Genomic DNA, 26191 nt, shown 5'->3' on the forward strand with positions numbered 1-26191 from the left:
TTCTTCTAAGCGACCTTATCCTTTAAAATACCAGCCCGCCTTAAGAGCGCCTGTGGTGAGGGTTCTTTACCCCTGAAACGTTTGTACAAAATCATCGGGTGCTCACTGCCACCGGCAGAAAGGATATGTTTTTTAAACAGATCAGCCACCTCGCGATTAAAGATGCCTTTTTCTTTAAAAAACTCAAAAGCGTCAGCGTCCAGTACTTCGGCCCATTTGTAGCTGTAATAACCTGATGAATAGCCCCCCTGAAAAATATGACCAAAAGCACAACTCATGTTGATTCCGTCTACCTTAGGAAACAAATTGGTGGCATCCAGGGTTTCCCTTTCAAAATCAGCGACATCTTTGATTGTTTCCGGTTCGGTAGTATGCCAGGCCATGTCCAGCAATGCAAAGCCTAATTGTCTGATTGTTGCCAAACCTTCGTTGAAGTTGGCGCTGTCTTTGATTCTCTGCACATATTCTTCCGGGATCTTTTCCCCGGTTTCATAGTGTCGGGCAAATAAATCAAGGCATTCCTTTTCATAACACCAGTTTTCCAGTATCTGTGATGGCAGTTCCACAAAATCCCAGTATACATGGGTGCCAGATAAGCTTTCATAATGCCCATTGGCGAGCATTCCGTGTAAGGCATGGCCAAATTCATGAAATAAAGTAGTGACCTCATTGAAGGTTAGCAGTGAGGGTTTGCTGGGTGTCGGTTTGGTAAAATTGCAAACAATTGACGCGTGGGGCCTTTGCGCTTTTTCCGGTTTCTTGAATTGTCCCTGAAAAGCCGTCATCCAGGCGCCGTTCCTTTTGCCTGCTCTGGGGAAAAAATCTGCGTAAAAAATTGCCACATGTTCCCCGTTTTCATCCGTCACTTCGTATGTAACTACATCCGGATGATATTTGTCGATATCATTCCTTTCTCTGAAATTGAGCCCGTATAATTTATTGGAAACCTGAAATACCCCGTCGACTACATTTTCAAGTTTAAAATAAGGTTTAAGTAATTCATCTTCTATCGAAAATTTTTTCTTTTTCAATTTTTCTGCATAATAGGCGAAGTCCCAACGCTGTAAAGGATCGGGCCTTCCGTTTTGCCTGGCATAGTCCGTCAGCTCTTGTAACTCTTCCCTGGCTACTGGCTGTGCCTGATTGAGCAGGTTATTCAAAAAATCGAATACTTTGTCCGGGCTTTCAGCCATACGCCGTTCCAATACAAAATCTGCATGGGTTTTATAACCCAGTAAATTGGCTCTTTCCTTTCTTAAGGCAACCATTTTTAAAACAATGTCGCGATTGTCATTTTTATCTTTGCCGAAAGCTCTGCGGCTGAAGGCTAAAAACATTTTTTCCCTTAGCTTACGGTTATCAGCGTAGGTCAGAAAGGGGCCATAGCTCGGATGATCCAGCGTAATCACCCATTTCCCATCATGTCCTTTCTCCTGCGCGGTCTGTGCTGCGGCTTCCACTGCACTTTCAGGCAGTCCTTTCAGATCTTCTTCATTGTCCAGTACCAATGTATAGGCATTGGTTTCTGCCAAAACATGCTCCCCGAATTTCAAGGAGAGCCCGGCCAGTTCCTTGTCAATTTCGCGTAACCGTTCCTTATCACCGTCTTCCAGCAGGGCGCCGTTTCTTACAAAACCTTTATAGGCTTTATCCAATAAGGTAGCACGCTCGACGGTAAGGGTTAGCCGGTCTTTCTGATCATAAACGGCTTTTACCCGGGCAAACAACTGCTCATCTAACTGAATATCATTGCTGTAAGCCGATAATAATGGTGAGATCTCTTGTGCCAGCTTTTGTATTTCATCGTTGGTTTCTGCCGAGTTGATGTTGAAGAAAATATCAGTAACCTTATTCAATAAACCACCGGCAGATTCCAGTGCCTCGATGGTATTTTCAAATGACGGCGCTTCGCTGTTGGATTTAATCTCTTCTATCTCCTCCTTCGCTATTTTAATCGCCTCTTTGATGGCGGGTAAATAGTGCGCCTCTTTTATCTTTGAAAAAGGGACTGTATTAAAAGGGGTATTAAATGGTGCCAGTAGTGGATTCATAACTTTGTTGTGTTCCTTCATTTGTTCATGGGTTACAAAAATAAATAATCAGTCGGAGATTAAGGTGATTTTGGATCAATACTTGATCAGTGTTTTAGCGTTTAATCCTTTTGGAAAAATAAACATTTGCCACCCACGCCAACATTTATGCCGGATGATTTATTTTTGAGTCAAAATTTATGATTGAAAACCAGATGAAGCGCCACCTTAGCATGATTAATTGCCGGTTGGATGATAATTAAGCCAAGATCAGAGGGCCGGACAAACGGGCGGCCAGTCAGTAGACTACCAGGTAATATCATTATAAAACATTCTCAATCAACTTAGGTGTTTGAAGTTTAATGCCCTGAATTAATCCATCGCAAAGGATAATTACTTATCTTAGAAAGTATTACCATCATCGTATTTTTAATAACGTAGCAAATAGCAGAAAGAAATGGCCGGAAATTTTATAGATACTTTCAGAATGGGTTTCAAAAGAGTTCCGGCCAATCAGGTGGCTCAGGTGAAACTGGTAGAAACAGATTATGGAAACCTACGGGTACTTGATACGCAAGGCTATAAGCCAGTTATTATAAACGTTCCTGACGGACCCAATGTGATTGAACATCATGAGGAATTGATCAAAGGACTTGCTACCAGGTTCAGGGTAATCTGTTTTGAGTTTCCAGGCTTTGGCTTTTCCTACCCTTCCTCACAGTATGATTACTCACTGCACAAGTCTGCTGACTTACTCTTAAACTTGATGGATATACTAAAAGTGGACAAAGCGGCCCTTTCATTTTCCTGTTCCAATGGCTTTTACGCTATTAAAGCTATGGAAAAAGCACCTGAGCGGTTTAACCACTTATTCTTAGCGCAAACCCCGTCTATGCATGCTATGCGAAATTGGGCGGCAAATACAATACCGTCAGTTTTGACACTTCCGGTTATTGGACAATTAGCCAACTCGTTTTTAGAAAAGAAATTTGCCAGGAGTTGGTATAAATATGCGCTGCCAAAAGGAGCGGATGTTTCTGATTATAAAGAAAGGGCCTTACATGCTTTGAATAATGGGGGCTGCTTTTGTTTGTCAGGATTAGTTCAGGGATTGCGTAAAGACAGTGACTCTGAATTGAATGTAACCGGGGTTCCGGCCACAATGGTTTGGGGTAGCAAAGATTTTACCCATACGAAAACAGACAGTCAATCCATCAGAACACATTTACCAGGGTGTGAGATTATTTCATTCGATCACTGTGGACACTTCCCGGAGTTGGAAGACACCAAAAACTATGTAAGCCTTTTGAACGAAAGGCTCGGCTGATCACCGTCTTCAGTTCACTTTAAATTTCCTGAAATCATATACCCGGCAATTTTAAGCCCGCCTTTAATCAGCGTACTTCTTGAAGCAACTTGTAATGCAATAAAAACCCACCCGTAGCCACTATTTTTTCATTTTTTTCAAGAACATATTCCCCGGCATCTTCATCTTTTTTTCCGAACACATCATCATTTTCCTTTCTTCTTCGAAATATGACTTCAGGCAGATTAAAATTCGTTGTCATATGATCTTCAAATAAAACCACTTCGGAGTTAATATTTTTTGAGCATTCATAAACCATCGAGGTCATTAGCAGATCATTGGTTTTGCATTCTGTATGAAGCGCTTTTGACGAGGAAATCAGTGCTGAAAATAAGGACTCTGATTTGGACCGGTGTGGAGGAATTACATAGAATTCAAAGATCGTATCCCTGTCCCCTATTTTGGCTTTAATCATCGGCTAAAACAAATGATTCGATTATTTGATTGAGTCAGGTTTAAATCTTATATTTATTCTACTGAAAACGGACTCATTCGTCCGATATCATTCAGCAACTTTGTGGTAAATCTGATAGGTTTAACCATTTATCCTTTCATAAGCAGGCATATGCTAAGCCAGATCACAGAAATAACAGATGATGATATTTCAGAGATGCCGGAAGAAAGAAAAACAATGATGCCCGATATGCTACTAGGTTATTTATATGTCGATAATAAAAACAGCCAACTATGAATCTAAATTTACGATCCGTTAAAGAAAATACCTATGATGCCATTGTTATTGGGTCAGGCATCAGTGGTGGTTGGGCGGCCAAGGAATTAACAGAAAAGGGCCTGAAAACATTGCTGCTAGAGAGAGGACGGGATGTCAAACACATCAAAGACTATCCTACCGCCAACAAACAACCCTGGGAGCTTCCTGTCGGTGATAAATTAACCATTAAAGAAGCGGCAGATTATGCAAAACAGCTTCGTACCGGCTATACAGTCAAGGCATCGACAAAACACTGGTGGGTAAAAGATACCGAGCATCCATACACTGAAAGGAAGCGTTTTGACTGGATGAGGGGGTACCATGTAGGAGGCAGGTCTATCATGTGGGGGCGGCAGAGCTATCGCTGGAGTGAAATGGATTTTGAGGCCAATGCGAAAGACGGGATAGCTGTTGACTGGCCTGTCCGGTACAGAGATCTGGCGAAATGGTATGACTATGTTGAGGATTTTATCGGTGTAAGTGGTCAAAACGAAAACCTGAGCCAGCTTCCCGATGGAAAGTTTATGGCACCCATGGAAATGAACTGCATTGAAAAGCATGTTGGAAAAAAGGTGGCTGAAAAATTCGATGACAGAATACTTACCATTGGCAGGACAGCTAATATTACAGATCGAGTAACCAGGGGGCAAAGATCGAGGTGCCAGCATCGTAATCTTTGCATGAGGGGGTGTCCTTTAGGAGCTTATTTTAGCAGCAATTCGTCAACCTTGCCGGCAGCCCAGGCTACAGGTAATTTAACTTTACGCCCTCATTCGGTCGTTACGGAGGTTTTATATGACAAAGATACCAAAAAGGCAACCGGCGTAAGAATCATGGATTCCGAGACCAGAGAGACCATGGAGTTTTATGCTAAAGTCATATTTGTCAATGCGTCAACAGTTGGGAGTACGCAAATCATGATGCAGTCTGCTACAAATGTTTGGGAGGGAGGGCTTGGTAGTTCCTCAGGAGAATTGGGGCGTAACCTCATGGATCATCATTTTTTAGTAGGGGCTTTCGGGGAGTACGACGGTTATGGAGATCAATATTATAATGGGCAGCGGCCAAATGGCATTTATATTCCCCGGTTTAGAAACCTTCCTGGTAAACCGAAGACAAAGCAGGGCTATTTAAGAGGTTTCGGCTATCAGGGCGGTGGCAGTAGAGGGGATTGGAGGAGGTATATCAAGGAACTAACTGTTGGGAAACCAATAAAAGATCTCGTCATAGAGCCAGGTCCCTGGAAAATTGGAATCATCGGATTCGGAGAATGCTTGCCCTATCATGAAAACAAAATGGAATTAAACAAAGAGGTGCTTGACATACATGGGTTGCCCACCGTCACTTTCGATGCAGCGTGGAAGGAAAATGAGCTGGAAATGAGAAAAGACATGCTTGCATCTGCAGTGGAAATGCTGGAAGCCTCCGGTTTTAAAAAAATTATGCCAATCGATGGTGAGAGCTATCCAGGCCTTGGTATTCATGAAATGGGTACAGCCAGGATGGGACGGGATCCTAAAACCTCGGTGCTGAACAAATGGAATCAGGTTTGGGATGCCAGAAATGTTTTTATGACCGATGGTGCGGCGATGACCTCTTCTGCATGCCAAAACCCCTCGCTAACCTACATGGCTTTGACTGCCAGAGCGGCAGATTATGCAGTTAATGAATTGAAAAAAGGCAATATTTAAGCAAAACCTTAAAAAAAATGGATAGAAGAATAGCTATAAAAAAAACCGGCCTGTTCATTGGCACCGGATTGTCATTTTCCACCATCGCAGCTATTTTACAAAGTTGCACCAACCAACCGGCTGAAAACGCCTGGAAACCTGAGTTTTTAAGTGAAGAACTTGCCAACGTATTGACCATCATCTCGGAAATACTGATTCCAACTGAACAGGTTTCAGGGGCAGTGGATCTTTTGATCCCCCGATACATAGATTCTATCCTCAAGGATTTTACAACTGCCGGGGAACAACAAGGCTTTTTATCGGGCTTTGAGCAATTTAAATCAAACTGTATGAATCAATATCATCAGGATTTTCTCAGTTGCCCGCCCCAGCAACAGCTTGATTTTTTAAAAAGCGAGGAAAAGAGATTTGTAGAAAGTCCTGAACCCAGTTTTTTCGGAACCGTAAAACTATTAACTTATGAGGTATTTTTTTATTCCGAGGTTGGTGTAACGCAATATTTAAAATATGAGCCAGTGCCAGGTACCTATGAAGGCTGTGTACCATTGTCATCGGTTAATGGTACCTGGTTTTCAAATGATATGTTTTCGCTTTAGCAATTATTAACCCTTTATATCATGAAAAGAAGAAGCGCCATAAAACATGCCATTTTGAGTACAGGAAGCTTGGTGCTTGCCAGTGGTTTTAGGCCTTTTGAAGGCGTCGCGGCCGGATTATCTGCCAGTGCAGCAAAAACCGATTTTGGAGTCCAATTATTCACCATTCCGGGTATGGTTGATAAAGATTTCAGAGAAACCCTTAAAACCATTCGTGAGATTGGCTATAAAGAGGTTGAATTTTTTGGACCGTATCCTTTCAGCGCTGATGAAACAAAGGAGCAATGGGCACCAATGAAATCAATGCTGGGGCTGAAGAACGATGCTTTTTATGGTTTTACAGTACAGGAAACCGCACAGATGCTAAAAGATTTCAACCTTACCGCACCTTCTTTACATGCCGATATCACAAGCATGAGAAAGGGCATGGCTAAAATGCTGGATGGCGCCTCGGTACTTAACCCCAAATACCTGGTAATTCCTGCGCTGATTGAAGGCAGAAGTAATCTCGATGATTACAAAAAGCTGGCGGAAGAATTCAATCGCTTTGGCGAGCAGATGTCCAGTTACAATATGAAATTTGTTTATCATAATCATGGCTATGAGCACATTGAAATGGATGGCCAGATCCCTATGGACTTTTTGTTGCAGCATACGGATCCAAATTTTGTACAATTTGAGCTCGATATCTTCTGGATGAGGGCTGCCGGAGCTGATCCTGTAGAATTTCTCAAAAAATACCCTAACAGATTCATGATGTTACACCTGAAAGATGCTTCAGAAAGCTTCAGGTTTTCAGGTGATGGCGGATCGCCCGATCAGTGGATGGCAGGTTTTTCAAAGATGAGCGATCCGGGCGATGGTGTTTTAAATGTAAAAGAGATCATGCAAACCGCTATAAAATCCGGCGCCAGGCACCTGTTTCTTGAAAGAGATCTGGCTCCGGAGCCCCTGAAGACGCTAAAAAATTCATTTAAAAACCTAAAACGGTTTTCTTAAGAAAGATGAATAAAGGTAGCTAGGCTACCTTATATGGAATTATACGCTCATAAGAGTCTTTATTCGCTTTTTCTTCTTCGAGATCATACCTGCATTGTGCATTGAGCCAGAACTCCGCAGACATTTGGAAATACCTGGACAACCTGAGTGCTGTATCTGCAGACACTCTTCTTTTTCCTTTGATCAATTGACTGATTCTGGTCTGATCGACACCAATCGCTTTGGCAAGTGCATAGGCAGTCAGATTCATTGGCTCCAAAAAGTCTTTTTGTAAAATCTCTCCCGGATGAACATTTTTTAACTTTTTCATTTTCTTTATTTTTTCAGTGATAATCCCTTATAGCCACCTCATAAACATGACCCTTCCTCCATTTAAAAACGATGCGCCATTGGTTATTTATTCTCAGACTATAAATATTCATGTAAATTACCTTTAAGCTTTTCCAACCTGTTACACGGAGGCACCCTTAAATCATTAATTGAAATAGCAGCGTCAACAATTACCAATTTTCTTTTGGCTGTTTGTTGAATAGCAAAAGGAAATTTCAGTGATGCCTCGCCATCCCGGATTCTCTCTGTTTCCTTGCAGGAAAACGAATGTATCATTTGCTTGTGTTTTGCAATACTATTGCGCCACACTCATATTTAACGCAATTGTAAAAAAAAAGTTTAAAATTACTTACCATATTTCCACCCTGTAAACCACAGCAGTTAATTTGGCTTATTATTGCTGTTGCCCACACAGTTGTTCAATTCGCCCACCCTTCCCTGTCCAAACTTCTGTACTGAATCGCTTCAGCCAGGTGCTCAATTTTGATATCCTCACTTTGGGCCAAATCGGCAATAGTTCTTGATACCTTAAGTATCCGGTCATAGGCCCTGGCCGACAGCCCCAGCTTTTCCATGGCGGTTTTGAGGAGGATCTTTCCGGCCTGGTTGATTTGACATATTTCTTTTACTTTATGGGAATTCATCATGGCATTGCTAAAGATGGATTTGTTGCCTGCGAACCTTTTAGTTTGGATTTCGCGGGCCGCTATAACCCTTTCCCTGATCTTATCGCTGGATTCAGCCGGCCGGTCCGAAGTCATTTGATCAAATGATACCGGGGTTACTTCTACATGCAGGTCGATACGGTCGAGTAGCGGGCCGCTGACTTTATTTAGATAGCGCCGCACTATCCCGGGTGCACAGACACATTCTTTATCCGGGTGGTTGTGATAGCCGCATGGGCAGGGATTCATACTGGCTACCAACATAAAGTTAGCAGGAAAATCCACCGATATCCTGGCCCTGGAGATCGATACCTTTCTTTCTTCCAACGGCTGGCGCATTACTTCCAGCACCGATCTTGGAAATTCGGGCAGCTCATCTAAAAACAGCACGCCGTTATGAGCGAGGGATATTTCACCCGGTTGTGGATTGCCACCGCCACCGACCAAGGCGACATCCGAACTTGTGTGGTGAGGGGCACGAAATGGCCTGGTGGCTATGAGAGAAGTATTAGGACCCAGTTTTCCTGCAACAGAATGTATTTTTGTGGTTTCCAGTGCTTCTTGCAATGAGAACGGGGGCAAAATGGAGGGTAATCGTTTTGCCAGCATGGTTTTACCGGCACCAGGCGGTCCGATCATGATTACGTTATGCCCACCTGCGGCAGCAATTTCCAGCGCGCGTTTGATGTTTTCCTGGCCCTGCACATTGGCAAAGTCCGTTTCATAGTGGTTGACATTTTCATAAAAGATATCCCTGGTGTCCCGCTCGAGGGGTTTTAACTCCATGCTGCCATCCAGAAAGGTAATGGCTTCTTCCAGGCTTTCGATACCAATAACATCCAGGTTATTCACGATGGCTGCTTCTTCCGCATTTTCCCTGGGCAAGATAAAACCTTTAAAGCCGTTTTTCCGCGCCTCTATGGCAATAGGTAGTACTCCTTTTACCGGCCTTAGAATACCATCGAGAGAAAGTTCTCCCATAATAAAGTACGCTTCCAGCGCTTCAGCCTGGATCTGTCCTGAGGCACTTAAAATACCTAATGCGATGGGAAGGTCATAGGAGGAACCTTCTTTTTTTATATCTGCCGGAGCCAGGTTAACAATGGTTTTAATACGCGGCATCTTGTAACCGTTGTATTTTATGGCAGACTCCACTCTTTTCCGGCTTTCCCTGACTGTATTATCAGGTAACCCAACCATAAAAAACTTGGTTCCGGCTGATACACTGACCTCAATAGTAATCTTATGGGCGTTTACGCCGTAAACAGCACCACCATAGGTTTTTGCAAGCATAAATTTTGTTTTTTGACAGTAAATCTGTTTTTTGACAGTTAAAAAAATGGCATTATTCGATGCCTTCTGTTAGTTAAAAAAATCCTGTTGCCGGACTGCTCAGGCGATTTGGAAATCATCCTTTCGGGGGTGTTAGAAAGATTGCCTTATAGCCTTTTACTGATCTTATTTTTGATCTGTCAAAATAAAATTATCAATAAATTTTTCTTATAAAAACCAATGACTGAATAATTTTAGTCTGAAGTCATTGGTTTTTGCCGGTTTTTAAGTCCGACAATAAAAATACCTGGCTATCCGTAATTCCAACTCACTGGTTTACATAAATATGGGAGCGGTGAAAGTGACTGTTACACAACGTTTTCGATAAAATTCTTTGTGTCTCTTTGTGCCTCGGTGTCTTTGTGGTTCACCATTTTTCACCACGGAGGCACCGAGGCACAAAGAGACACGGAGGTTTTCGTTTATAAAATGAAAATACAGGCACATTCTGGTGTTGTACAATAGCCAGGGAGGCCTGTGTCAGGGTATGTGGATCAGGGTTAAATTCAGCAAACAGGTGTAGGTGTATCGCCGGTAGTGGAGGGTATTGTGATAATCTTTAAGTGTTAGTAAACCCTTGCAAATGTTGTATCCAAAAGGTTATGCCAGGTTAAAAACGGAAAAGTGCCCTGGAAAGGCACTTATCAGTTAACTAAACTTTCATAATTTCTTATGAAAAATAAAGTTTGCTTGTATTCATTTTGAGTTAAGTGACCGGTCTTGATACAGGTCAGGACACTTAAGCTATTATATTGGGTTCATTATCATATGGTTAACAGCCTGATCATTTTTTAAGCCCGGGTTAAATTCTAAAACCGTAAGCCCCGGGTGGCATAGAAAAACACTATTGCACAATTATTGGTACAATATAATAAAAAGGGCGAATTCGCCCTACCAATCTGACGATTTTTTTTAATAATTAGTCATTTTAAAAGACTTTGAAGAGGATTGGAATAAAAATATTGTTTGGTAGAAGAGTCAGGGAATTACGATTGAGTAAGGGCATGACTCAATTCGATCTGGCTACGTTGATGAAAACCGATACAAAGCAGATTGGAAGGATAGAGCGCGCTGAAATCAATTCAAGCTTGGAGGTTATTTACAAGCTGGCAAGTTGTCTGGATGTCGATATCAAGGAGTTATTTAATTTTGATTGTAAAGGTCATCAGAGGTAGCAACATTAAATTCTCTTAGCCCCTTAAAGGTAACCTGCTTAACATGAACGATCAGCTGGCAGGACACTTAAATCGGATTGTCCTGCCGAAATATTTTTACTTTGACCCCATCCGATAGAATCAAAGGACCCCATCCAAACAGCTCGTGAGAAAAGATAACACTATTATACAATTATTATTACAATATAGTGAATGAAACGAAATAAGGCAAATCTGCTCTATCGATCCAACACAAAAGTTAGGATTTTTAGCTTTTTAGCCCTGTTGGATCAAGTAGACATTAAAATATCATTTGGAAAACGAGTTCGTCAGATACGTTTGAGCCGTAAAATGACGCAGTTGGATTTATCTGTCAGAACCGACACAGACATCAGCCAGATAGGCAGAATCGAAAGAGGTGAAATTAGCACAAGCGTTACTTTTGCCGGTAAGTTGGCAATGGCGCTTAACGTTCCATTGAAAGATCTGTTTGAATTTGACCAGTAGGACATGATCGTCAATCTATAGCCTGTTTTCTGACATTTTATATGTAAATATCTGATTTTCAATAAATTATATTTTTATTGTGCTTGATACAACTGACACCCGGACTGAAATTCTTGTACAGGTATTTTTGATTAAAGAAAATTTAAATATTCGGGGGTATATAAATGTTTAAAAGGTAAGGGTTCCAAATACGCTTAAGCTGTACCAGGGCTATTCTTTTGAGTACTTTTGCCATTGGGATCAGGAGAAGGCGGATCGTTAAGGTGTATCTCACGTTCTGTTTTGTCATACAGCTCAGCTTTATATTTATTCTTTTCCGCTTCCATATTTTTCAATTTCCTTTTCAGATTAAATGCTTCAAAAACATCTTTGAACCACAAAATCGCATATAGCCCCATACCTAGCATTATCCAATACAACAAATAATTTGACGTGTTTAGCCCGAAATACTTATTGAGTTGATCTTTATTTAATACTAAAACTACCGATAATACCAGGTAAATAAAGTGGATCGAATGAAAAATGTATGTGAATTTCCTCATATCTGTCACAGTGATAACAATCTAACCTCAAATTATCAAAAAAAATCATCATACCACAGCCAATGAACCAATAAAAAAACTCCCCCTCCCCACTCTCACAGCTGCAAAGCCCACTCAAAATTTTCCTTTTCAAAATGAACATCACCGATATTGATATGGTTGTCAACAGCAAACTGTTTGTATCCGGCCCTTTCGTTGATATCCAGGGCCTTTACGAAATATTGCAATGCCTCATCACTGGCCCCAAGCTCCTTTTTGATACGTCCAATGTCATTAAATGAAATGGCAAGACCTTTTTTACTTCCGATTTCCCGGTTATCGGCAAGTGATTTTTCGTAATAGTTAAGTGCTTTGAGATTATCGCCCTGCATATCATAGATATAACCTATGTTATTTAAATTAATCGCCACCCCAAGTTTGTTATTTAACCTCGATTCTATTTTTATACATTCTTCAAAAGTATCCAGCGCCTTGTCGTATTCTCCTCTGCCAAGATAAATATTACCAATGCTGTTTAATGAAATGGCAATACCTTTTTGATGGCGCGTCATCCTGGAAATGTCCAGTGATTCCAGGTGGCACTCCAAGGCCCGTTCGATGTTATCCAGGCGACGATAGACCACACCCAGGTTGTCGAGGCTTACTGATATCAAAAACCTGTCGTCGATATTCCTGGCAATTTCCAGCGCTGCTTTATGTTTTTCCTCTGCCTGCAGGTAGTTACTCTGGGTTCTTTCCCTGATACCCCGGTCATTGAGGCAGATCACTTGCCCTTTTCCATAGGCCACTTCTACTGCCAGCTTACAGGCCCGTGACTGGAGCTCTTTTGATTTATCATAGTTGCCCTGTGATCTCATTTTTTTGGAGAGATCAAAAAGCAGCGCTACCTTGAGGCTGTCTTTGGGCTTGGCAATCAGGGCATTTTCAAGACTATCCAACTGGGCAAAACCGCTGACCGGTAGCAAAAATAATCCGAAAAAGAGGTATGAAAGCTTCTTAAAATAGAACATGAGGTCACTATTTAATAATGATAACTAAACAGACATTTAACAGGTCTATATTGTTGATCTTGCCCCACATTAAATTTCAGGACATAAAAGATATGAAAATTAATAAAAAGGTGAGCAAAATTTGTGTTAAATTTTTTGTGATCCTTTTTATTTATGGCATGAACGAAATTTGAGAGTTTAAAATTCATTAATTTTGCAGCTTAAAAAAACGGAATGAGAAGATTTGAAAACGAAAGGATTAAAAAAAGATAAAGTCAATATTGTCACATTGGGGTGTGCCAAGAACCTGGTGGATTCGGAGGTAATGTTAACCCAGTTGAAAGGCAACGGCATAGACACCACCCATGAAGCCCGGAACGATGATGCCAACATTGTCATCGTCAATACCTGTGGATTCATTGACAATGCCAAACAGGAATCGGTAGATACTATTTTACGTTATGCGGCGGCCAAAGAGCAGGGGGAAATTGAAAAGTTGTATGTAACAGGATGCTTGTCACAACGTTACAGGGATGACCTGGAAAAGGAGATACCGGAAGTTGATGCTTATTTCGGGACGATGGAATTACCTTTGCTGTTGGGTCGGTTCAACGCAGACTACAAACAGGAGCTTCTGGGCGAAAGAATCACTACTACAGAGCGGCATTATTCCTACATGAAAATTTCTGAAGGCTGCGACCGTCCCTGTTCTTTTTGCGCCATTCCACTTATGCGGGGCAAACATATATCAAGGCCGATAGAAGATTTGGTGAAGGAAGCAAAATCGCTGGCCAGCAATGGAACAAAGGAACTGTTGCTGATCGCACAGGATTCTACATTTTACGGACTGGATATTTACAGGAAAAGAAACCTTTCGGAGCTATTAAGGCACCTGTCGGATGTGGATGGCATTGAATGGATCAGATTGCACTATGCCTTTCCCACAGGGTTTCCTACTGACGTTCTGGATGTGATGGCAGAAAGATCGAACATTTGTAATTACCTCGATATGCCCCTACAGCATGGGTCGACCAACATGCTAAAAATAATGCGGCGCGGTATTACCAGGGAAAAAACCGAGGCATTGATCCGGATGATCAGGGAAAAAGTGCCTGGAATTGCTTTAAGAACCACCCTCATTGTAGGGCATCCTGGCGAGACCGAAAAAGATTTTCAACAGTTGATGGAATTTGTGGAACAAAGCAGGTTTGAAAGACTAGGTATTTTCAATTATTCACATGAAGAAAACACCCATTCATGTACGATGGCTGATAATATTCCGGAACACGTGAAACAAGAGCGCGGAAATCTCGTAATGGAAATACAGGAAAAAATATCCCTGGAGATTAACCGGGAAAGAATGGGACAAACTCTTAAAGTATTGATAGACAGGCTAGAAGGGGGGAATTTCATAGGGAGAACAGAATATGATTCACCGGAGGTGGACAATGAAGTTATCATTGATGCTTCAAACAATTATTTGCGGGTTGGAGATTTTGCCGCCATCAAAATAAATGATGCCACTGAATTTGACTTGTATGGTGTTCCGGTTTCCGGCGTATAGCAACTTCAAATAATCAGAACGAACAATAATCACCTCAAACCTGGCTTACAACATGCCCATGACCCTATTATCGCAATCACTTCTTATGAAAATAGAAAAAATAGAACTTGGAGAGACAGGCAACTTTTCTCCTATTTTTTTGGATTATCTTCAGCAAAAGGATCAATTGCGCCCCTTTTACCATCTTTATCCCAGTATGGAGAATCTTGGGAAGCAACTCAGACTGAAGGAATTTTCAAAAGAAAAAAGGGCTGTTTTAGCAAAGGCATTGGAGGAGCAATATGCTGATATTGAGGTCGGTACCAAGGTGCGGGATCATATTTCACAGCTTAAATCAGCAAAGACTTTTACGGTCACCACTGGACATCAGTTGAATATTTTTTCGGGGCCGCTTTACTTTATATACAAAATAGCTACCGTAATCAACACTTGTAAAAAGTTAGCCGAAGCTTTCCCGGAATTTAATTTTGTTCCCGTGTATTGGATGGCCAGTGAAGATCATGATTTTGAGGAGATCAATCATTTCCGGTTATTCGGCAAAACATATACGTGGGAAACCGATCAGACCGGTGCTGTGGGCCGGTTTGACCCCGTAGGATTGAGAAATATTTTGTCAGCGTTACCTGAAAAACTGGCTTTATTTGAGCAGGCCTACCTGGGACACAATAATCTGGCCGATGCCACCCGGTTTTTTGTCAATGAATTATTTGGAAGCCAGGGGCTGGTAGTAGTAGATGCAGATCATCCCGGGTTAAAGGCGGAAATTAAGGGGTTAATGCTGGATGATTTAATTAAACATCAGGCTGAGTCTATTGTGATACCTGATTCGGACAGGATCGAAAAAATGGGTTATAAGTCACAGGTGTTTTGCAGACCGGTTAATTTCTTTTATTTGGATAATGGTATCAGGGAAAGGATAGTTTATCAAAACGGCCGTTACGAAATAAACAATACCGATTTGTTTTTCACCAAAGAGGAAATACAGGAACTTGTCCAAACCAACCCGGAAAAGTTCAGCCCCAACGTCATTTTAAGACCACTTTATCAGGAAACTATTCTGCCGAACCTGGCTTATATTGGCGGCCCGGCAGAGGTGGCTTACTGGCTGCAATTGCATGGTTTGTTCCGGCATTATAAAATACCATTTCCGGTTTTAATGCCAAGAAATTTTGCCTTGATCATTAATCGGGCAAATGCGAAAAAAATCGGAAAGACAGGTATTGAGCCCAAAAGCCTTTTCAGGGATGAGCAGTTTTTAAAAGAACGCTTTATTACCGGAAACGGGGGGCGTAAGCTAACGCTTGAGCGGGAAAAAGAGATCCTGGAACAGGTTTTTCAATCTATCAAAAATCAGGCACTGACTGTGGATAAAAGTCTGGGGGGATTTATAGGGGCAGAAGGCAATAAAGTACTTAAAAGTGTAGAGAACATTGAAAAACGTTTGAAAAAAGCAGAAGAGAGCAAGTACGAAAACAGCCTGAAATCCCTTCTGGCTGTTAAAGAAAAACTTTTTCCTGAAGGCAAACTGCAGGAAAGGACTGATAATTTCCTTAACTTTTACATTAACAACCCGGATTTCACAGACCGGATTCTGGAGGCTGTTGATCCCTTCGACTTCCGATTTCATATTTTAATTGAGGATGAATAAGCGTCAATTAAGGTTGACATACAATCAAAAGAGGCAGGAACTGACAGAGGAAAGATACTGTGAGTTGAACGATAAAATCAAAGCCCTTTTTTTTCAGCAATTTAGTCTGTTTTCCGGTAAGACTGTGCATTCATTTTTGCCGGTAAAAAAAAGAAAGGAAGTAAATACCTGGCCGATTATCAGTGAACTTAGCAAGGTGGGCGCCACGGTGACAGTTCCCAGGGCGCACATCGATGTGTTACAATTAACCAGTCACTTATACCATGATCAAATCCTGTTGGAAGAAAATGAATGGGGGGTACCGGAACCGACCGATAACGACACAGTGCCTGCTGACGCAATTGATCTTGCCCTGCTTCCATTGTTGTCTTTTGATGAAAGAGGTTACCGTGTCGGATATGGAAAAGGTTTTTATGACCGTTTTCTGTGTCAATGCAGGCCAGATATTCTAAAAATAGGCCTGTCATTCTTCCCGCCTGTTCGTCAGATCATTGACGTGGATGAGTTTGATGTGAGAATGGATTTTTGTATCACTCCCAATAAAGTTTACAGCTTCTGAGGGATGTGATCAAATTTATATGCCATCCATGACATTTTATTGCGTATTCAGGGCTTCGCCTAAATGGACTAGGAGCTAACAATGGGGGCGTTCTCGCCGTAAAGGCCTTTTTTTACCGCCTCAATCTGCAAAAGATAGTGTTCACTTTCTGCTGGCAACCCGCCTTCTTTGGATTTAGCAAGCAGGAATTGTAAAATTTCGATCCTTAATTCATGGAATTCCGGTAGGGAAGCTGAACCTTTTAGTAAACTTTTGGCCGCATTGATCCTGTCCGGATCAGTTTTTGTCTCACCTTTTTCCTTTAGCACGATAAAAGCCAGCCGGTCCAGGTTGATATTCTTTTTATCATAATATTTTTCGTTAATGTTGGCCAGGTGAGCTTTCAGGGAATTATACTTTCCCGATTTATTCTTTTTTTGATACCATTCCAGCAAAGTATATTTCATATCCAAAACCAGTTCCTGATTTTTATTCAAACTGCCTTCCGCACGTTTAATCAGTTGGCCCAGCCTGGCTATGCTATTTTCCGAAGAATCTGATGCGGCATTCATTTTGATTTGTTGAAATTCGTACTGAAGCATGCTGTAATCTTTTCCCGAAAGATTGTTGCTTATCCATACCCTGGCAACATTAAAGGCACTGTCGGCTTTGGCCGGCTGATTGGTTTTGGTATAAAGCTTTCCTGTCAGGTGCAGGTAACTGGCATAGCTCCTTTTATTTTGCTTGATTTCAAATGCACTCAGCTTTCTTGACTTGTGTTTATCAACGCTGATAAAATTATCTTGTACCTCAGTTGCTATGGTGAGGTCTGCCATATAATCCCTTACTTTTATGAATAAGTCCAGTGATTCCCGATAGCGTCCCTGGCCGGCATAGACCTGGGCAAGTAAATAATCCTTTTTATGTTCCAGGTTAACATCTTTGTTATTATAGTCTGTTAAAATCTGCGACACCTGATTGAGCAGTACTTCGGCCTGTGCATAATCGCCGTACTTTACCAAGACCGTGATCCCTTCGAGAACAATTCTGGCATAATCCGGGTTATTCCGGCCAGTGGTTCCTTGGGCTATGCTGAAACCTCTGTAGATTGATCGCCTGTAAGCATTGAAGTAGCCTGCCCCGGCATGGTATTTGGCATCTTTAAACTGGGCCAGCGCAGTATAAGCATTTTGTGGGCCCAGAGTAGTTTTTATTTTTATTTTCAGGTTGTGATTTTGTTCCTTGGCAAGCTTATAATCCCCTTTCATATACAGGATATCCTGCTTTACAAATTTTTTAGACCAGTGCTGTCCAAAAGCAGCAGGCAGGGCGAAAACAAACATTATGAGCAGGGTGGGTAATTGTATTTTCATAATGAGGTGCTTAAGTGATCCTAGAATTCCCCATACGAAAGTCGGAGGAAACCCTGGAATATAATATAAAAGTTTTTGCCCGGAAAAATATACATAATTATTCGCTTTCCAACAGTTTCGTTAAAATTTCGTGAGCCGCCCGGGAAATAACAGTTCCCGGACCAAAGACACCGGATATCCCGGCTTTATAGAGGAAATCGTAGTCCCTGGCAGGAATGACTCCCCCGGCAATGACCATGATGTCATCACGGCCGATTTTCTTCAGGTTTTCCAGTAGCTCAGGCATTAATGTCTTGTGTCCCCCTGCAAGGCTTGACGCGCCGATTACATGCACATCATTTTCTGCAGCCTGTTTGGCTACTTCCTCAGGCGTCTGAAAAAGCGGACCGATGTCGACATCAAATCCAAGATCCGCGAAACTGGTGGCAATGACCTTTGCCCCGCGGTCATGACCGTCCTGGCCCATTTTCGCAATCATAATTCTTGGTCTGCGGCCTTCGAGCTCAGCAAATCTGTCGGCCAGTTGCCTTGCCTGTATAAAATTTTTATCCTGACTTGCCTCCCCTGAATATACGCCGGAAATAGCCCTGATGGTGGCCTTGTGTCTTCCAAATTCTTTTTCCATTGCAAAAGATATTTCTCCTACGGTAGCCCTTTTTCTCGCAGCTTCGATAGCGTATTCCAACAAATTTCCTTCACCGCTTTGCGCACACCGGGTCAGCGTATCCAAAGCCTCGGCTACTGCCCGGGAGTCCCTTTCTGCTTTAAGCTGTTGTAACCGGTTTATCTGTTTGGTTCTCACTTCCGTATTATCGACCTCCAGTAATTCGATGTCCGTAATATCCTTGGTCTGATATTTATTGACCCCTACAATGACATCTTTACCTGAATCGATTCTCGCCTGTTTCCTGGCGGCAGCTTCTTCAATGCGCATTTTCGGAAGGCCGGTTTCAATTGCTTTGGCCATACCTCCCAGCTCCTCCACCTCTTCAATCAGCTTCCATGCTTTGCGGATCAATTGACCGGTCAGGTATTCTACATAATAAGAGCCACCCCAGGGATCGACTACTTTGGTAACATTGGTCTCGTCCTTCAGATACAGTTGTGTATTTCTGGCAATTCTTGCCGAAAAATCGGTAGGTAAGGCGATGGCCTCGTCCAGGGCATTGGTATGCAGGGACTGGGTATGTCCCATAACGGCCGAAAGTGCTTCAACGCAGGTACGTGCTACATTATTGTAGGGATCTTGTTCTGTCAAACTCCAGCCGGAAGTCTGACTGTGGGTTCTCAGCGCCAGGGATTTTGGGTTTTTGGGGTTGAACTGTTTTACTATTTTAGCCCACAACACGCGCCCTGCACGCATTTTGGCGATTTCCATGAAGTGATTCATGCCTATGGCCCAGAAGAATGATAACCTGGGGGCAAAATCATCAATGTGCATACCTGCGTCCAGGCCGGTTCTAATGTATTCCAAGCCATCTGCCAACGTATAAGCCAGCTCCAGGTCTGCCGTGGCTCCTGCCTCCTGCATGTGGTAACCACTGATACTGATTGAATTAAACTTGGGCATGTTGCCGGAAGTGTACCTGAAGATATCAGCGATAATTCTCATGGAAGGGCGGGGTGGGTAGATATAGGTATTCCTCACCATGAATTCTTTCAGGATATCATTCTGTATGGTACCGCTTAGTTGGTCAGGGCCGACACCTTGTTCTTCGGCGGCAACAATATACAAAGCCATAATCGGAATAGCCGCCCCATTCATGGTCATGGATACCGACATTTTATCGAGTGGTATCTGATCAAAAAGTATTTTCATATCCAGAATGGAGTCAATGGCCACACCTGCTTTTCCAACGTCACCGGGTACCCTAGGGTGGTCAGAGTCGTACCCGCGATGGGTTGGCAGGTCAAAGGCGATAGAAAGCCCCTTTTGGCCGGCTGCCAGGTTTCTCCTGTAAAAAGCATTGGAAGCCTCTGCTGTAGAAAATCCGGCATATTGCCTGATAGTCCAGGGTCTTTTTACATACATCGTACTATAAGGGCCCCTCAGGTAGGGGGGTAACCCGGCTATAAAATCCAGGTGATCCATTCCGGTGATATCTTCTTTGCTAAAAGCCGGCTTTACTTTTATCTCCTCAGCCGACTGCCACTCAGGCAATTGTCCCATTTGCTCGTTTTGCCTGGGGCGGTGTTTGTCAGATGCTTCGAAGTTGAAATTTTGAAAATCAGGTCTCATAACAGTTTCACCTCCTCTCCCTTATCTATTCCCAGGAAACGCTGAATTTGGCCCACAGTGGCTATCACATCTGAATTGATGTGAATGAATCCATCGAGGCCTGCCTCCGGAAAATCTGCCTGTTCGCCCGGTGGAATACCGGCGAGCCATAGCATTTTACCTGTATCCTTTGCTTTGAAATGCTTCACAAAATCCAGGGCTTTCTCCTGGTAATCTTCGTTCGATCCACAAATTACCACTATTTTTTCTTCTGCACCGGCCGCTTCATCGATGCTTTCCGTAAAATTGTTACCGTGAGAGGAGGTTTGTATTTTAAAACCGGCACATACAAAAAAAGTATCTATAAAACTTACCCTGGCTTTTTGCATTGGTGACTTGTTACCCAGGGTGGCCGCAAAAATTCCGGGTTTCATTCCGTTTAATTGTTCCTTCGCATAATGAATGGTTTTCATTCTTAGGGTTTCAAATTGCTCACTGGCCCGGTGGGGTGTGAGAAGCTCATAGTCTTGGACCTGCCCTGTATCTTTTTGAGCCCCGCCACTCGTTGCGGTTGTCAACTTCTCACTTTTATCAGGATATTGATTGACACCGACAATAACCGTACGTCGATTGGCAATTTGCAAGAATTTTTGTGTTCGGGTCTTTTGTATGGTTTCCTGAATTTTGTTGGCCTTAAAGGAACTAATAAAACCGCCGGCTTTTTCCACCTCCCGAAACAATGCCCATGCCGCCTTCACCAATTCATGTGTCAGATTTTCCAGGTAGTAGGAACCGGCAACAGGATCGACGACTTTGTCCAGATAAGCCTCATCTCTTAAAATACTTGAAATATTTCTGGCAATTCTCTGTGACGAAGCCATAGGATTTCGATGTATATCATCATGAGGTGTAATTTGAATCGAGTCACAGCCTCCGATAATAGCGGCCATAGCTTCGCTGGTGTTGCGAAGCATGTTATTGTTAATGTCAGCTAATGTCTTATTCCAATACGCAGATGTACCATGAATTTTAATGGCCCCGGGTCGGTACCCTTTTAAACCATAATTCAGGGCAAGCTGATGAAACAATATCCTGAAGGCCCTGAATTTGGCAATTTCCATAAAAAAATCGCTTCCTGAGGCAAGTGAAAACTGCGTACCCCTGATGATTCTTTCCGGTGATAAACCCTCATCGGTGAGCCGGTCAAAGTAATCAACCGCCATATTGAGTGTATAGGCGAGTTCCTGAACGAGATTGGCACCGCTGTGTTCCAGCGCTTGACTGGAAATGGTTAGCGGCTTAAAACCGGGAAAGTCCTGGGTTTGTCCGAAAAGACCTGCTAACTCACGGAAATAATGACTTTCCAAGGCATCACCGCCCATGGTCCAGGTTGCAATGGCATCACGCCCGTAAAAACCATGGATGTTTTGAGGGTTGTTTCCATTTTTAAGCAGGTATTCAAGGTAATCCTGCATGAAGCCTATACTATTTTCTTCTGCCAGGAAAGATACATGGCAGTGTTCACATAACACCTGATCCAGGAGCACAGCCGGTGTAAGTGACGCCCCGGGATTACCCAGTTTAAAAAGCAGTCCATCCGCTCCCATATCCAGGGCGTTAAGGGCGGCTTTGTTGGCCGGTTTTCCATCGGCTACATGAATTAATTCGTAGTTGGTCCAATGTCTCGGGCCATAGGCCGGGTTTTCCGTATTGGCAAAACTATGCTGAAAGCTTTCAATATAATCCAGTTTTTTAGTGTCTTCAGATGTGTAAAAAGGCTGTATTTCGATGTTTTCCGATGACCGCCAAACCAGGCTGTCAAAAGGTGAGCCTTTAAGATCTGAAAGTACTTTTTTAACCCAGTCTTCTTTCCCGCCCTTGTCAAACTCTCCAAACAGATTTTCCTGTGAACCAGCGTTTGCCATAAGTGTCAAAGTCTTTAAGTGTTTGCCTAAAGTTAATGAATACTGGTATTAAGTTAATCATAAAATGATGATTAAGTTGCGGGTATTTCCGGTTGGGGCGAGCCATAAAAAAGAGCTATAGATCCCGGAATGGGAACTTTCTTTTGGGCATAAATTTTAAGCGATTTGGACCTTTATGAAGCGTTTACATGAAGCTAATTAAAATAATGGCGCCATTTGCTGAGCTCGATGTGGTCATGGATAATATCATGGTACCAGATAGGTTCCTGGTACTCGAGCCACAGATTGCTTCTTTTTTGATCCGCTTCCATTTTTTTTGTTAACCTCGCCTTCGCCTGTTCTATTTTCTTAACCCAGGGATCAGGCAGGTTTCTGATCAGCTCGAAGCGGGCTATTTCTTCGACTTTGTAGCTTTTTGCCAGGCTGTTGTCTGCAACCCTTGCCCTTACATTCAGTGAAAGCGGCAATTCGGGATAAATGCTGAATGCTTTTCGTAAAATGAAATTCTCTTCCCGCAATATTTTTTTGTTTAAAACTTTGTCACCACTTTCATCCGTCATTTTGTATCTGGACTGTGATTGATCGGATTTACTCTCTGCGAAAAAAAGCTGTGTGGCTCCTTTTGCTTCCAGAAGTTCAGCATAAAATCCGCTGAAATCGAGATCCAGCAAAATTAAGTGTTTATCGGTCGCAGTCTCATAATAAAATGCATTCGGGTGAAAATGTTTGTTATCGTAACTGTAACCCAGGGCGATTACTCCTTCTGTTGTTTCCCCGTTTTTTAAAGTGATTTTTCCAATAGCCTGAATATGAGGTAGTTTACTTTGTGATGAAGCAGGAGCCATGGTAAGTCCATATAAAGACAGAATGGCAAGAAGGTATTTTGAATTTTTACAGATCATTTCAACGACCGTCTGCATTTTATTTAAGGTACTTCAGTTTGATCACTTCCTTTTGCGTCAAATACCGCCAGTTTCCTCTTTTAAGGTCTTTTTTTGTCAGCCCGGCATAAACCACCCTGTCCAGTTTGATTACCTCATAGTTCAAATGCTCAAATAACCGGCGTACTATCCGGTTCCTGCCCAGGTGAATTTCTACGCCGATGGTCTTCCGGTCATCCGACAAAATGGCGAAATCATCTACTTTCACCGGCCCGTCTTCTAATTCCAGGCCTTCGTGAATTTTCAGGAAGTCCTCCTTCTGTAACGAACGGTCCAGCTCTACCTCGTATATTTTTTTGACATTATGTGAGGGGTGCGAAAGCTTTTTTGCCAAATCACCATCGTTGGTAAACAACAATAAGCCAGTGGTATTTCTATCTAGCCTGCCCACCGGGTATATTCTTTCATCGCACGCTTTAGCGACCAACTTCATAACGGTCTGGCGATTTTCAGGGTCGTCGGTAGTGGTGATAAAATCCTTTGGTTTATTGAGCAGCACGTAGACAAACTTTTCTCTTGCCAGGATTTTACCCTTGTATTTTATTTTATCGGTCGGATTGACTTTATACCCAAGTTCGCTAACGATTTTTCCGTTCACCATTATTTCACCTGCGGCGATCAATTTGTCTGCTTCCCTTCGTGAACAAACACCGGCATTGGCTATATACCTATTCAGGCGAATGGTGCTATCAGGGTTGTCATTTGCTGTAGAAACCCTGGATTTAAGAGATTTAAAGTCGTAATCCGGAGGGGTACTTTTAGGTTTTGATCGGCTGAATCTTTTTCTGTTGGCAGGATTGTTTTCTTTTTTTCCCGGAGATTTACCTTTCAAACCGGGTTTGCCTGTAAATTTTTGGGCTCGTTTTTTCATGATGATGCAGTATCACTACTGTATTTAATTTTGAAATATCTATTCTTCCTTGTTTTCCCCAATTTCATTTTCTTCCTGCCTGAAGTCTTTGGGGGTAGGCAAGTCATTCAGGCTGTTAATGCCAAAATAATCCATAAACTTATCGTTGGTACCATAAATTAACGGTTTGCCCACAGTATCGGCTTTCCCTTTAATTTCTATGAGTTCTTTTTCAAGGAGTTTCTGGATAGCATAATCGCAATTGACGCCCCTGATCTGTTCAACTTCTGATTTGGTGATAGGCTGTTTATAAGCGACGATAGCCAACGTTTCCAGCGCTGAGGTCGACAATCGCTTTTTGGACTTATGTTTAAGTAAAATGCCAATACTGGATTGGTAGGCAGGTTTAGTTAAAAACTGGTAACCTCCACCCATTTGTACAATACCGAATGAAAAACTATCATCTTCGTATTTTTCCTCCAGAGCGTGTATGGCAGTATCGATATCTTCGTCAGGGATGGCCGCATCAAACATTTCAACCAGGCAGTTTTTGATCTCGGACTTCTTTATAGGCTCCGATGAACAGAATATAAGGGCTTCTATGTGGTTAACTAGAAAATCCAACCTGAAGTGCGTATTTATTTGTTTTGCTTGAGCTTTGCCTCGATGGAATGCATCGTGTGTGGTACGGCTCTCAACCTTTCCTTGCTAATGAGTTTACCCGTATCGACACACACACCGTATGTGCCGTTTTTAATCCTTACCAGGGCACTTTCCAGGTTAGAGATAAACTTTTGCTGTCTGGCTGCCAATTGGCTCAGGTTTTCTTTCTCTACGGTGTCAGCGCCGTCTTCCAATACCTTTAGAGTTCCGGCAGTATTGTCAGTTCCGGTATCATTTTTCCTGCTTAAAGTTGATTTTATATCTTCCAGGGCAACTTTTGCCTGGCTCATTTTTTCCAGAATGATAACCTCAAATTCCTTTAATTCCTCATCAGAATACCTGGTTCTATCATCTTTTCCCATACTTCCTAATTATTTAACTTGAAAAAAATTTTTATCAAATCGGGTTCTTCCGAAAATTGCCGCTAAAATAAACTATTGAAAGTAAAACAAAAACATTATTTCTAATTAAATTTAAGCGCATAAGAATTTTGCTTTTCAGATTAAGCCTCAAAAAATAGCTGTGTAATTATGAAAAAATTAGTTTTTTTACTGCCCGTTTTATTATGCTCTTTTTCACTTAAAGCCCAAAACGGTAAACAAAATATGACATTAGTTATTCATGGTGGCGCCGGTACGATAGTAAAGGAAAATATGACCCCGGAGAAAGAGGCGGCATACCGGCAAAAGCTCGAGGAAGCCCTTGCCAAAGGCTACTCTGTGTTGGAAAAAGGAGGAACCAGTTTGGAAGCTATAGTTGCTGCCATTAGCATCATGGAGGATTCCCCGCTGTTTAATGCAGGGAAAGGGTCGGTTTTTACCAATGAAGGAAAGAACGAAATGGATGCCTCGATCATGAATGGAAAAACTACGATGGCAGGGGCAGTTGCCGGGGTTACAAATATAAAAAATCCCATTACAGCGGCTATGGCCGTGATGAATCAATCCAAACATGTGATGATGGCCGGGGCCGGTGCTGAAAAATTTGCACAACAGGTGGGCCTTGAAATTGTTGACCCTGCTTATTTTCATACAGACAGCAGGTATCATCAACTTCAAAAGATTATCGAGAAAGAAGAAATGCAACTAGATCATGATGGTGATCAGGGCTCACTTAAAAATAACTACAACGACTACAAATATGGAACCGTAGGGGCCGTAGCGTTGGATCAATATGGTAATTTGGCGGCGGGGACTTCCACCGGTGGCATGTCCAATAAAAGATATGGCCGGATTGGTGATGCGCCCATTATAGGTGCCGGTACCTATGCAAGTAATGAGGCCTGCGCTGTTTCAGCTACCGGTCATGGTGAATATTTTATCCGATCAGTGGTAGCGTACGACATTGCAGCGTTGATGAAATATAAAAACCTTTCTTTAAGCCAGGCAGCCGATGAGGTGGTGATGAAGAAACTAGTGGATACCGGGGGTGGCGGTGGAGTGATCGCCGTGGACAAAAAAGGAAATATAGCTATGCCTTTCAATACAGCCGGTATGTACAGAGGTTATATAAAAGCTAAGGGAAAAGCGAAAGTATTTATCTACAAGGAGGAATAACA

General features: G+C 42.4%; 25 protein-coding genes. 11 read left to right on the top strand and 14 right to left on the bottom strand.

All coding sequences use genetic code 11. The annotated features are described in order from the left end of the window. Positions 1 to 5 precede the first annotated feature (5 nt). Positions 6 to 2051 carry a M3 family metallopeptidase gene (locus tag AC04NP_RS06285; RefSeq protein WP_482858921.1) on the bottom strand — a complete coding sequence of 682 codons (2046 nt, stop codon included), beginning with the start codon at positions 2049 to 2051 and terminating at the stop codon, positions 6 to 8. Positions 2052 to 2487: 436 nt separating this feature from the next. On the opposite strand from AC04NP_RS06285, the gene AC04NP_RS06290 reads away from it, so the two are divergent. Beyond that, positions 2488 to 3357 carry an alpha/beta fold hydrolase gene (locus tag AC04NP_RS06290; RefSeq protein ID WP_482858667.1) on the top strand — a complete coding sequence of 290 codons (870 nt, stop codon included), beginning with the start codon at positions 2488 to 2490 and terminating at the stop codon, positions 3355 to 3357. A 67-nt stretch (positions 3358 to 3424) separates the two neighbouring features. Here AC04NP_RS06290 and AC04NP_RS06295 read toward each other — a convergent pair whose 3' ends face one another. Continuing rightward, positions 3425 to 3811 carry a hypothetical protein gene (locus tag AC04NP_RS06295; protein ID WP_482858668.1) on the bottom strand — a complete coding sequence of 129 codons (387 nt, stop codon included), beginning with the start codon at positions 3809 to 3811 and terminating at the stop codon, positions 3425 to 3427. A 150-nt stretch (positions 3812 to 3961) separates the two neighbouring features. Here AC04NP_RS06295 and AC04NP_RS06300 point away from each other — a divergent pair, with 150 nt between their 5' ends. Genes AC04NP_RS06300 through AC04NP_RS06315 form a run of 4 tightly spaced genes read left to right on the top strand, consistent with a single transcriptional unit; the run spans position 3962 to position 7394 of the window. Further along, on the top strand, positions 3962 to 4087 hold the full coding sequence (locus AC04NP_RS06300) for a hypothetical protein (protein WP_482858669.1): 126 nt from the start codon (positions 3962 to 3964) through the stop codon (positions 4085 to 4087). Beyond that, a complete protein-coding gene (locus AC04NP_RS06305; protein ID WP_482858670.1) occupies positions 4084 to 5799 on the top strand; it encodes a GMC oxidoreductase in 1716 nt (571 codons plus the stop codon). Before AC04NP_RS06300 ends, AC04NP_RS06305 begins: the two co-directional genes overlap by 4 nt. A 17-nt stretch (positions 5800 to 5816) precedes the next feature. Next, a complete protein-coding gene (locus tag AC04NP_RS06310; protein WP_482858671.1) occupies positions 5817 to 6395 on the top strand; it encodes a gluconate 2-dehydrogenase subunit 3 family protein in 579 nt (192 codons plus the stop codon). 21 nt (positions 6396 to 6416) lie between these two features. Continuing rightward, a complete protein-coding gene (locus AC04NP_RS06315; protein WP_482858672.1) occupies positions 6417 to 7394 on the top strand; it encodes a sugar phosphate isomerase/epimerase family protein in 978 nt (325 codons plus the stop codon). 19 nt (positions 7395 to 7413) lie between these two features. Here AC04NP_RS06315 and AC04NP_RS06320 read toward each other — a convergent pair whose 3' ends face one another. From AC04NP_RS06320 to AC04NP_RS06330, 3 genes are all read right to left on the bottom strand, one after another. After that, the gene (locus AC04NP_RS06320; protein ID WP_482858673.1) at positions 7414 to 7704 is read right to left on the bottom strand and encodes a HigA family addiction module antitoxin; all 291 of its coding nucleotides are present in this window, start codon (positions 7702 to 7704) and stop codon (positions 7414 to 7416) included. A gap of 98 nt (positions 7705 to 7802) precedes the next feature. Beyond that, positions 7803 to 8000 carry a type II toxin-antitoxin system RelE/ParE family toxin gene (locus AC04NP_RS06325; protein WP_482858674.1) on the bottom strand — a complete coding sequence of 66 codons (198 nt, stop codon included), beginning with the start codon at positions 7998 to 8000 and terminating at the stop codon, positions 7803 to 7805. 143 nt (positions 8001 to 8143) lie between these two features. Next, on the bottom strand, positions 8144 to 9682 hold the full coding sequence (locus tag AC04NP_RS06330; protein WP_482858675.1) for a YifB family Mg chelatase-like AAA ATPase: 1539 nt from the start codon (positions 9680 to 9682) through the stop codon (positions 8144 to 8146). Positions 9683 to 10683: 1001 nt separating this feature from the next. Here AC04NP_RS06330 and AC04NP_RS06335 point away from each other — a divergent pair. Continuing rightward, the gene (locus tag AC04NP_RS06335; protein ID WP_482858676.1) at positions 10684 to 10896 is read left to right on the top strand and encodes a helix-turn-helix domain-containing protein; all 213 of its coding nucleotides are present in this window, start codon (positions 10684 to 10686) and stop codon (positions 10894 to 10896) included. A gap of 192 nt (positions 10897 to 11088) precedes the next feature. Then, positions 11089 to 11382: a helix-turn-helix domain-containing protein gene (locus AC04NP_RS06340; RefSeq protein ID WP_482858677.1), complete on the top strand. Its 294-nt coding sequence runs from the start codon at positions 11089 to 11091 to the stop codon at positions 11380 to 11382. A 194-nt stretch (positions 11383 to 11576) separates the two neighbouring features. On the opposite strand, the gene AC04NP_RS06345 is transcribed toward AC04NP_RS06340, so the two are convergent. Beyond that, positions 11577 to 11924 (bottom strand): hypothetical protein, encoded by a 348-nt coding sequence (locus AC04NP_RS06345; RefSeq protein ID WP_482858678.1) that lies wholly within the window; start codon positions 11922 to 11924, stop codon positions 11577 to 11579. Between the two features lie 95 nt (positions 11925 to 12019). Then, complete coding sequence (locus AC04NP_RS06350) at positions 12020 to 12934, bottom strand: tetratricopeptide repeat protein (protein WP_482858679.1); 915 nt, start codon at positions 12932 to 12934, stop codon at positions 12020 to 12022. Positions 12935 to 13157: 223 nt separating this feature from the next. On the opposite strand from AC04NP_RS06350, the gene rimO reads away from it, so the two are divergent. From rimO to AC04NP_RS06365, 3 genes are all read left to right on the top strand, one after another. Next, entirely contained in the window at positions 13158 to 14477 is a 1320-nt protein-coding gene (gene rimO, locus AC04NP_RS06355; RefSeq protein WP_482858680.1) for a 30S ribosomal protein S12 methylthiotransferase RimO, read from the top strand. Between the two features lie 85 nt (positions 14478 to 14562). Beyond that, entirely contained in the window at positions 14563 to 16125 is a 1563-nt protein-coding gene (gene bshC / locus AC04NP_RS06360; RefSeq protein WP_482858681.1) for a bacillithiol biosynthesis cysteine-adding enzyme BshC, read from the top strand. Beyond that, on the top strand, positions 16118 to 16684 hold the full coding sequence (locus tag AC04NP_RS06365) for a 5-formyltetrahydrofolate cyclo-ligase (protein WP_482858682.1): 567 nt from the start codon (positions 16118 to 16120) through the stop codon (positions 16682 to 16684). Before bshC ends, AC04NP_RS06365 begins: the two co-directional genes overlap by 8 nt. 68 nt (positions 16685 to 16752) lie before the next feature. Here the strand turns inward: AC04NP_RS06365 and AC04NP_RS06370 are convergent, their stop codons facing one another. The 7 genes from AC04NP_RS06370 to AC04NP_RS06400 form a co-directional block, all read right to left on the bottom strand. Further along, positions 16753 to 18036 (bottom strand): tetratricopeptide repeat protein, encoded by a 1284-nt coding sequence (locus tag AC04NP_RS06370; RefSeq protein ID WP_482858683.1) that lies wholly within the window; start codon positions 18034 to 18036, stop codon positions 16753 to 16755. Between the two features lie 97 nt (positions 18037 to 18133). Next, positions 18134 to 20275, bottom strand: a complete 2142-nt coding sequence (scpA, locus tag AC04NP_RS06375) for a methylmalonyl-CoA mutase (protein WP_482858684.1) — start codon at positions 20273 to 20275, stop codon at positions 18134 to 18136. Further along, positions 20272 to 22179: a methylmalonyl-CoA mutase family protein gene (locus AC04NP_RS06380; RefSeq protein WP_482858685.1), complete on the bottom strand. Its 1908-nt coding sequence runs from the start codon at positions 22177 to 22179 to the stop codon at positions 20272 to 20274. The genes scpA and AC04NP_RS06380 overlap by 4 nt, the downstream gene beginning before the upstream one ends. Positions 22180 to 22373: 194 nt before the next feature. Beyond that, complete coding sequence (locus tag AC04NP_RS06385) at positions 22374 to 23099, bottom strand: hypothetical protein (RefSeq protein WP_482858686.1); 726 nt, start codon at positions 23097 to 23099, stop codon at positions 22374 to 22376. A gap of 1 nt (position 23100) precedes the next feature. Then, the gene (locus AC04NP_RS06390) at positions 23101 to 23991 is read right to left on the bottom strand and encodes a pseudouridine synthase (protein ID WP_482858687.1); all 891 of its coding nucleotides are present in this window, start codon (positions 23989 to 23991) and stop codon (positions 23101 to 23103) included. A gap of 39 nt (positions 23992 to 24030) precedes the next feature. Continuing rightward, positions 24031 to 24594 (bottom strand): SMC-Scp complex subunit ScpB, encoded by a 564-nt coding sequence (gene scpB / locus AC04NP_RS06395; protein ID WP_482858688.1) that lies wholly within the window; start codon positions 24592 to 24594, stop codon positions 24031 to 24033. Positions 24595 to 24608: 14 nt separating this feature from the next. Then, complete coding sequence (locus AC04NP_RS06400) at positions 24609 to 24995, bottom strand: TraR/DksA family transcriptional regulator (protein WP_482858689.1); 387 nt, start codon at positions 24993 to 24995, stop codon at positions 24609 to 24611. 168 nt (positions 24996 to 25163) lie between these two features. Between AC04NP_RS06400 and AC04NP_RS06405 the strand changes: the two genes are divergently transcribed. Further along, the gene (locus AC04NP_RS06405) at positions 25164 to 26189 is read left to right on the top strand and encodes an isoaspartyl peptidase/L-asparaginase family protein (RefSeq protein WP_482858690.1); all 1026 of its coding nucleotides are present in this window, start codon (positions 25164 to 25166) and stop codon (positions 26187 to 26189) included. The last annotated feature ends 2 nt before the right edge of the window (positions 26190 to 26191 follow it).

The sequence above is a fragment of the Agaribacillus sp. DX54 genome, assembly GCF_056858335.1.

Bases quoted from the DNA above. Each gene is read 5' to 3' on its own strand.
- AC04NP_RS06285 (WP_482858921.1), bottom strand. From the start codon at position 2,051: ATGAATCCACTACTGGCACCATTTAATACCCCTTTTAATACAGTCCCT.
- AC04NP_RS06290 (WP_482858667.1), top strand. From the start codon at position 2,488: ATGGCCGGAAATTTTATAGATACTTTCAGAATGGGTTTCAAAAGAGTT.
- AC04NP_RS06295 (WP_482858668.1), bottom strand. From the start codon at position 3,811: ATGATTAAAGCCAAAATAGGGGACAGGGATACGATCTTTGAATTCTAT.
- AC04NP_RS06300 (WP_482858669.1), top strand. From the start codon at position 3,962: ATGCTAAGCCAGATCACAGAAATAACAGATGATGATATTTCAGAGATG.
- AC04NP_RS06305 (WP_482858670.1), top strand. From the start codon at position 4,084: ATGAATCTAAATTTACGATCCGTTAAAGAAAATACCTATGATGCCATT.
- AC04NP_RS06310 (WP_482858671.1), top strand. From the start codon at position 5,817: ATGGATAGAAGAATAGCTATAAAAAAAACCGGCCTGTTCATTGGCACC.
- AC04NP_RS06315 (WP_482858672.1), top strand. From the start codon at position 6,417: ATGAAAAGAAGAAGCGCCATAAAACATGCCATTTTGAGTACAGGAAGC.
- AC04NP_RS06320 (WP_482858673.1), bottom strand. From the start codon at position 7,704: ATGAAAAAGTTAAAAAATGTTCATCCGGGAGAGATTTTACAAAAAGAC.
- AC04NP_RS06325 (WP_482858674.1), bottom strand. From the start codon at position 8,000: ATGATACATTCGTTTTCCTGCAAGGAAACAGAGAGAATCCGGGATGGC.
- AC04NP_RS06330 (WP_482858675.1), bottom strand. From the start codon at position 9,682: ATGCTTGCAAAAACCTATGGTGGTGCTGTTTACGGCGTAAACGCCCAT.
- AC04NP_RS06340 (WP_482858677.1), top strand. From the start codon at position 11,089: ATGAAACGAAATAAGGCAAATCTGCTCTATCGATCCAACACAAAAGTT.
- AC04NP_RS06345 (WP_482858678.1), bottom strand. From the start codon at position 11,924: ATGAGGAAATTCACATACATTTTTCATTCGATCCACTTTATTTACCTG.
- AC04NP_RS06350 (WP_482858679.1), bottom strand. From the start codon at position 12,934: ATGTTCTATTTTAAGAAGCTTTCATACCTCTTTTTCGGATTATTTTTG.
- bshC (WP_482858681.1), top strand. From the start codon at position 14,563: ATGAAAATAGAAAAAATAGAACTTGGAGAGACAGGCAACTTTTCTCCT.
- AC04NP_RS06365 (WP_482858682.1), top strand. From the start codon at position 16,118: ATGAATAAGCGTCAATTAAGGTTGACATACAATCAAAAGAGGCAGGAA.
- AC04NP_RS06370 (WP_482858683.1), bottom strand. From the start codon at position 18,036: ATGAAAATACAATTACCCACCCTGCTCATAATGTTTGTTTTCGCCCTG.
- scpA (WP_482858684.1), bottom strand. From the start codon at position 20,275: ATGAGACCTGATTTTCAAAATTTCAACTTCGAAGCATCTGACAAACAC.
- AC04NP_RS06380 (WP_482858685.1), bottom strand. From the start codon at position 22,179: ATGGCAAACGCTGGTTCACAGGAAAATCTGTTTGGAGAGTTTGACAAG.
- AC04NP_RS06385 (WP_482858686.1), bottom strand. From the start codon at position 23,099: ATGCAGACGGTCGTTGAAATGATCTGTAAAAATTCAAAATACCTTCTT.
- AC04NP_RS06390 (WP_482858687.1), bottom strand. From the start codon at position 23,991: ATGAAAAAACGAGCCCAAAAATTTACAGGCAAACCCGGTTTGAAAGGT.
- AC04NP_RS06400 (WP_482858689.1), bottom strand. From the start codon at position 24,995: ATGGGAAAAGATGATAGAACCAGGTATTCTGATGAGGAATTAAAGGAA.
- AC04NP_RS06405 (WP_482858690.1), top strand. From the start codon at position 25,164: ATGAAAAAATTAGTTTTTTTACTGCCCGTTTTATTATGCTCTTTTTCA.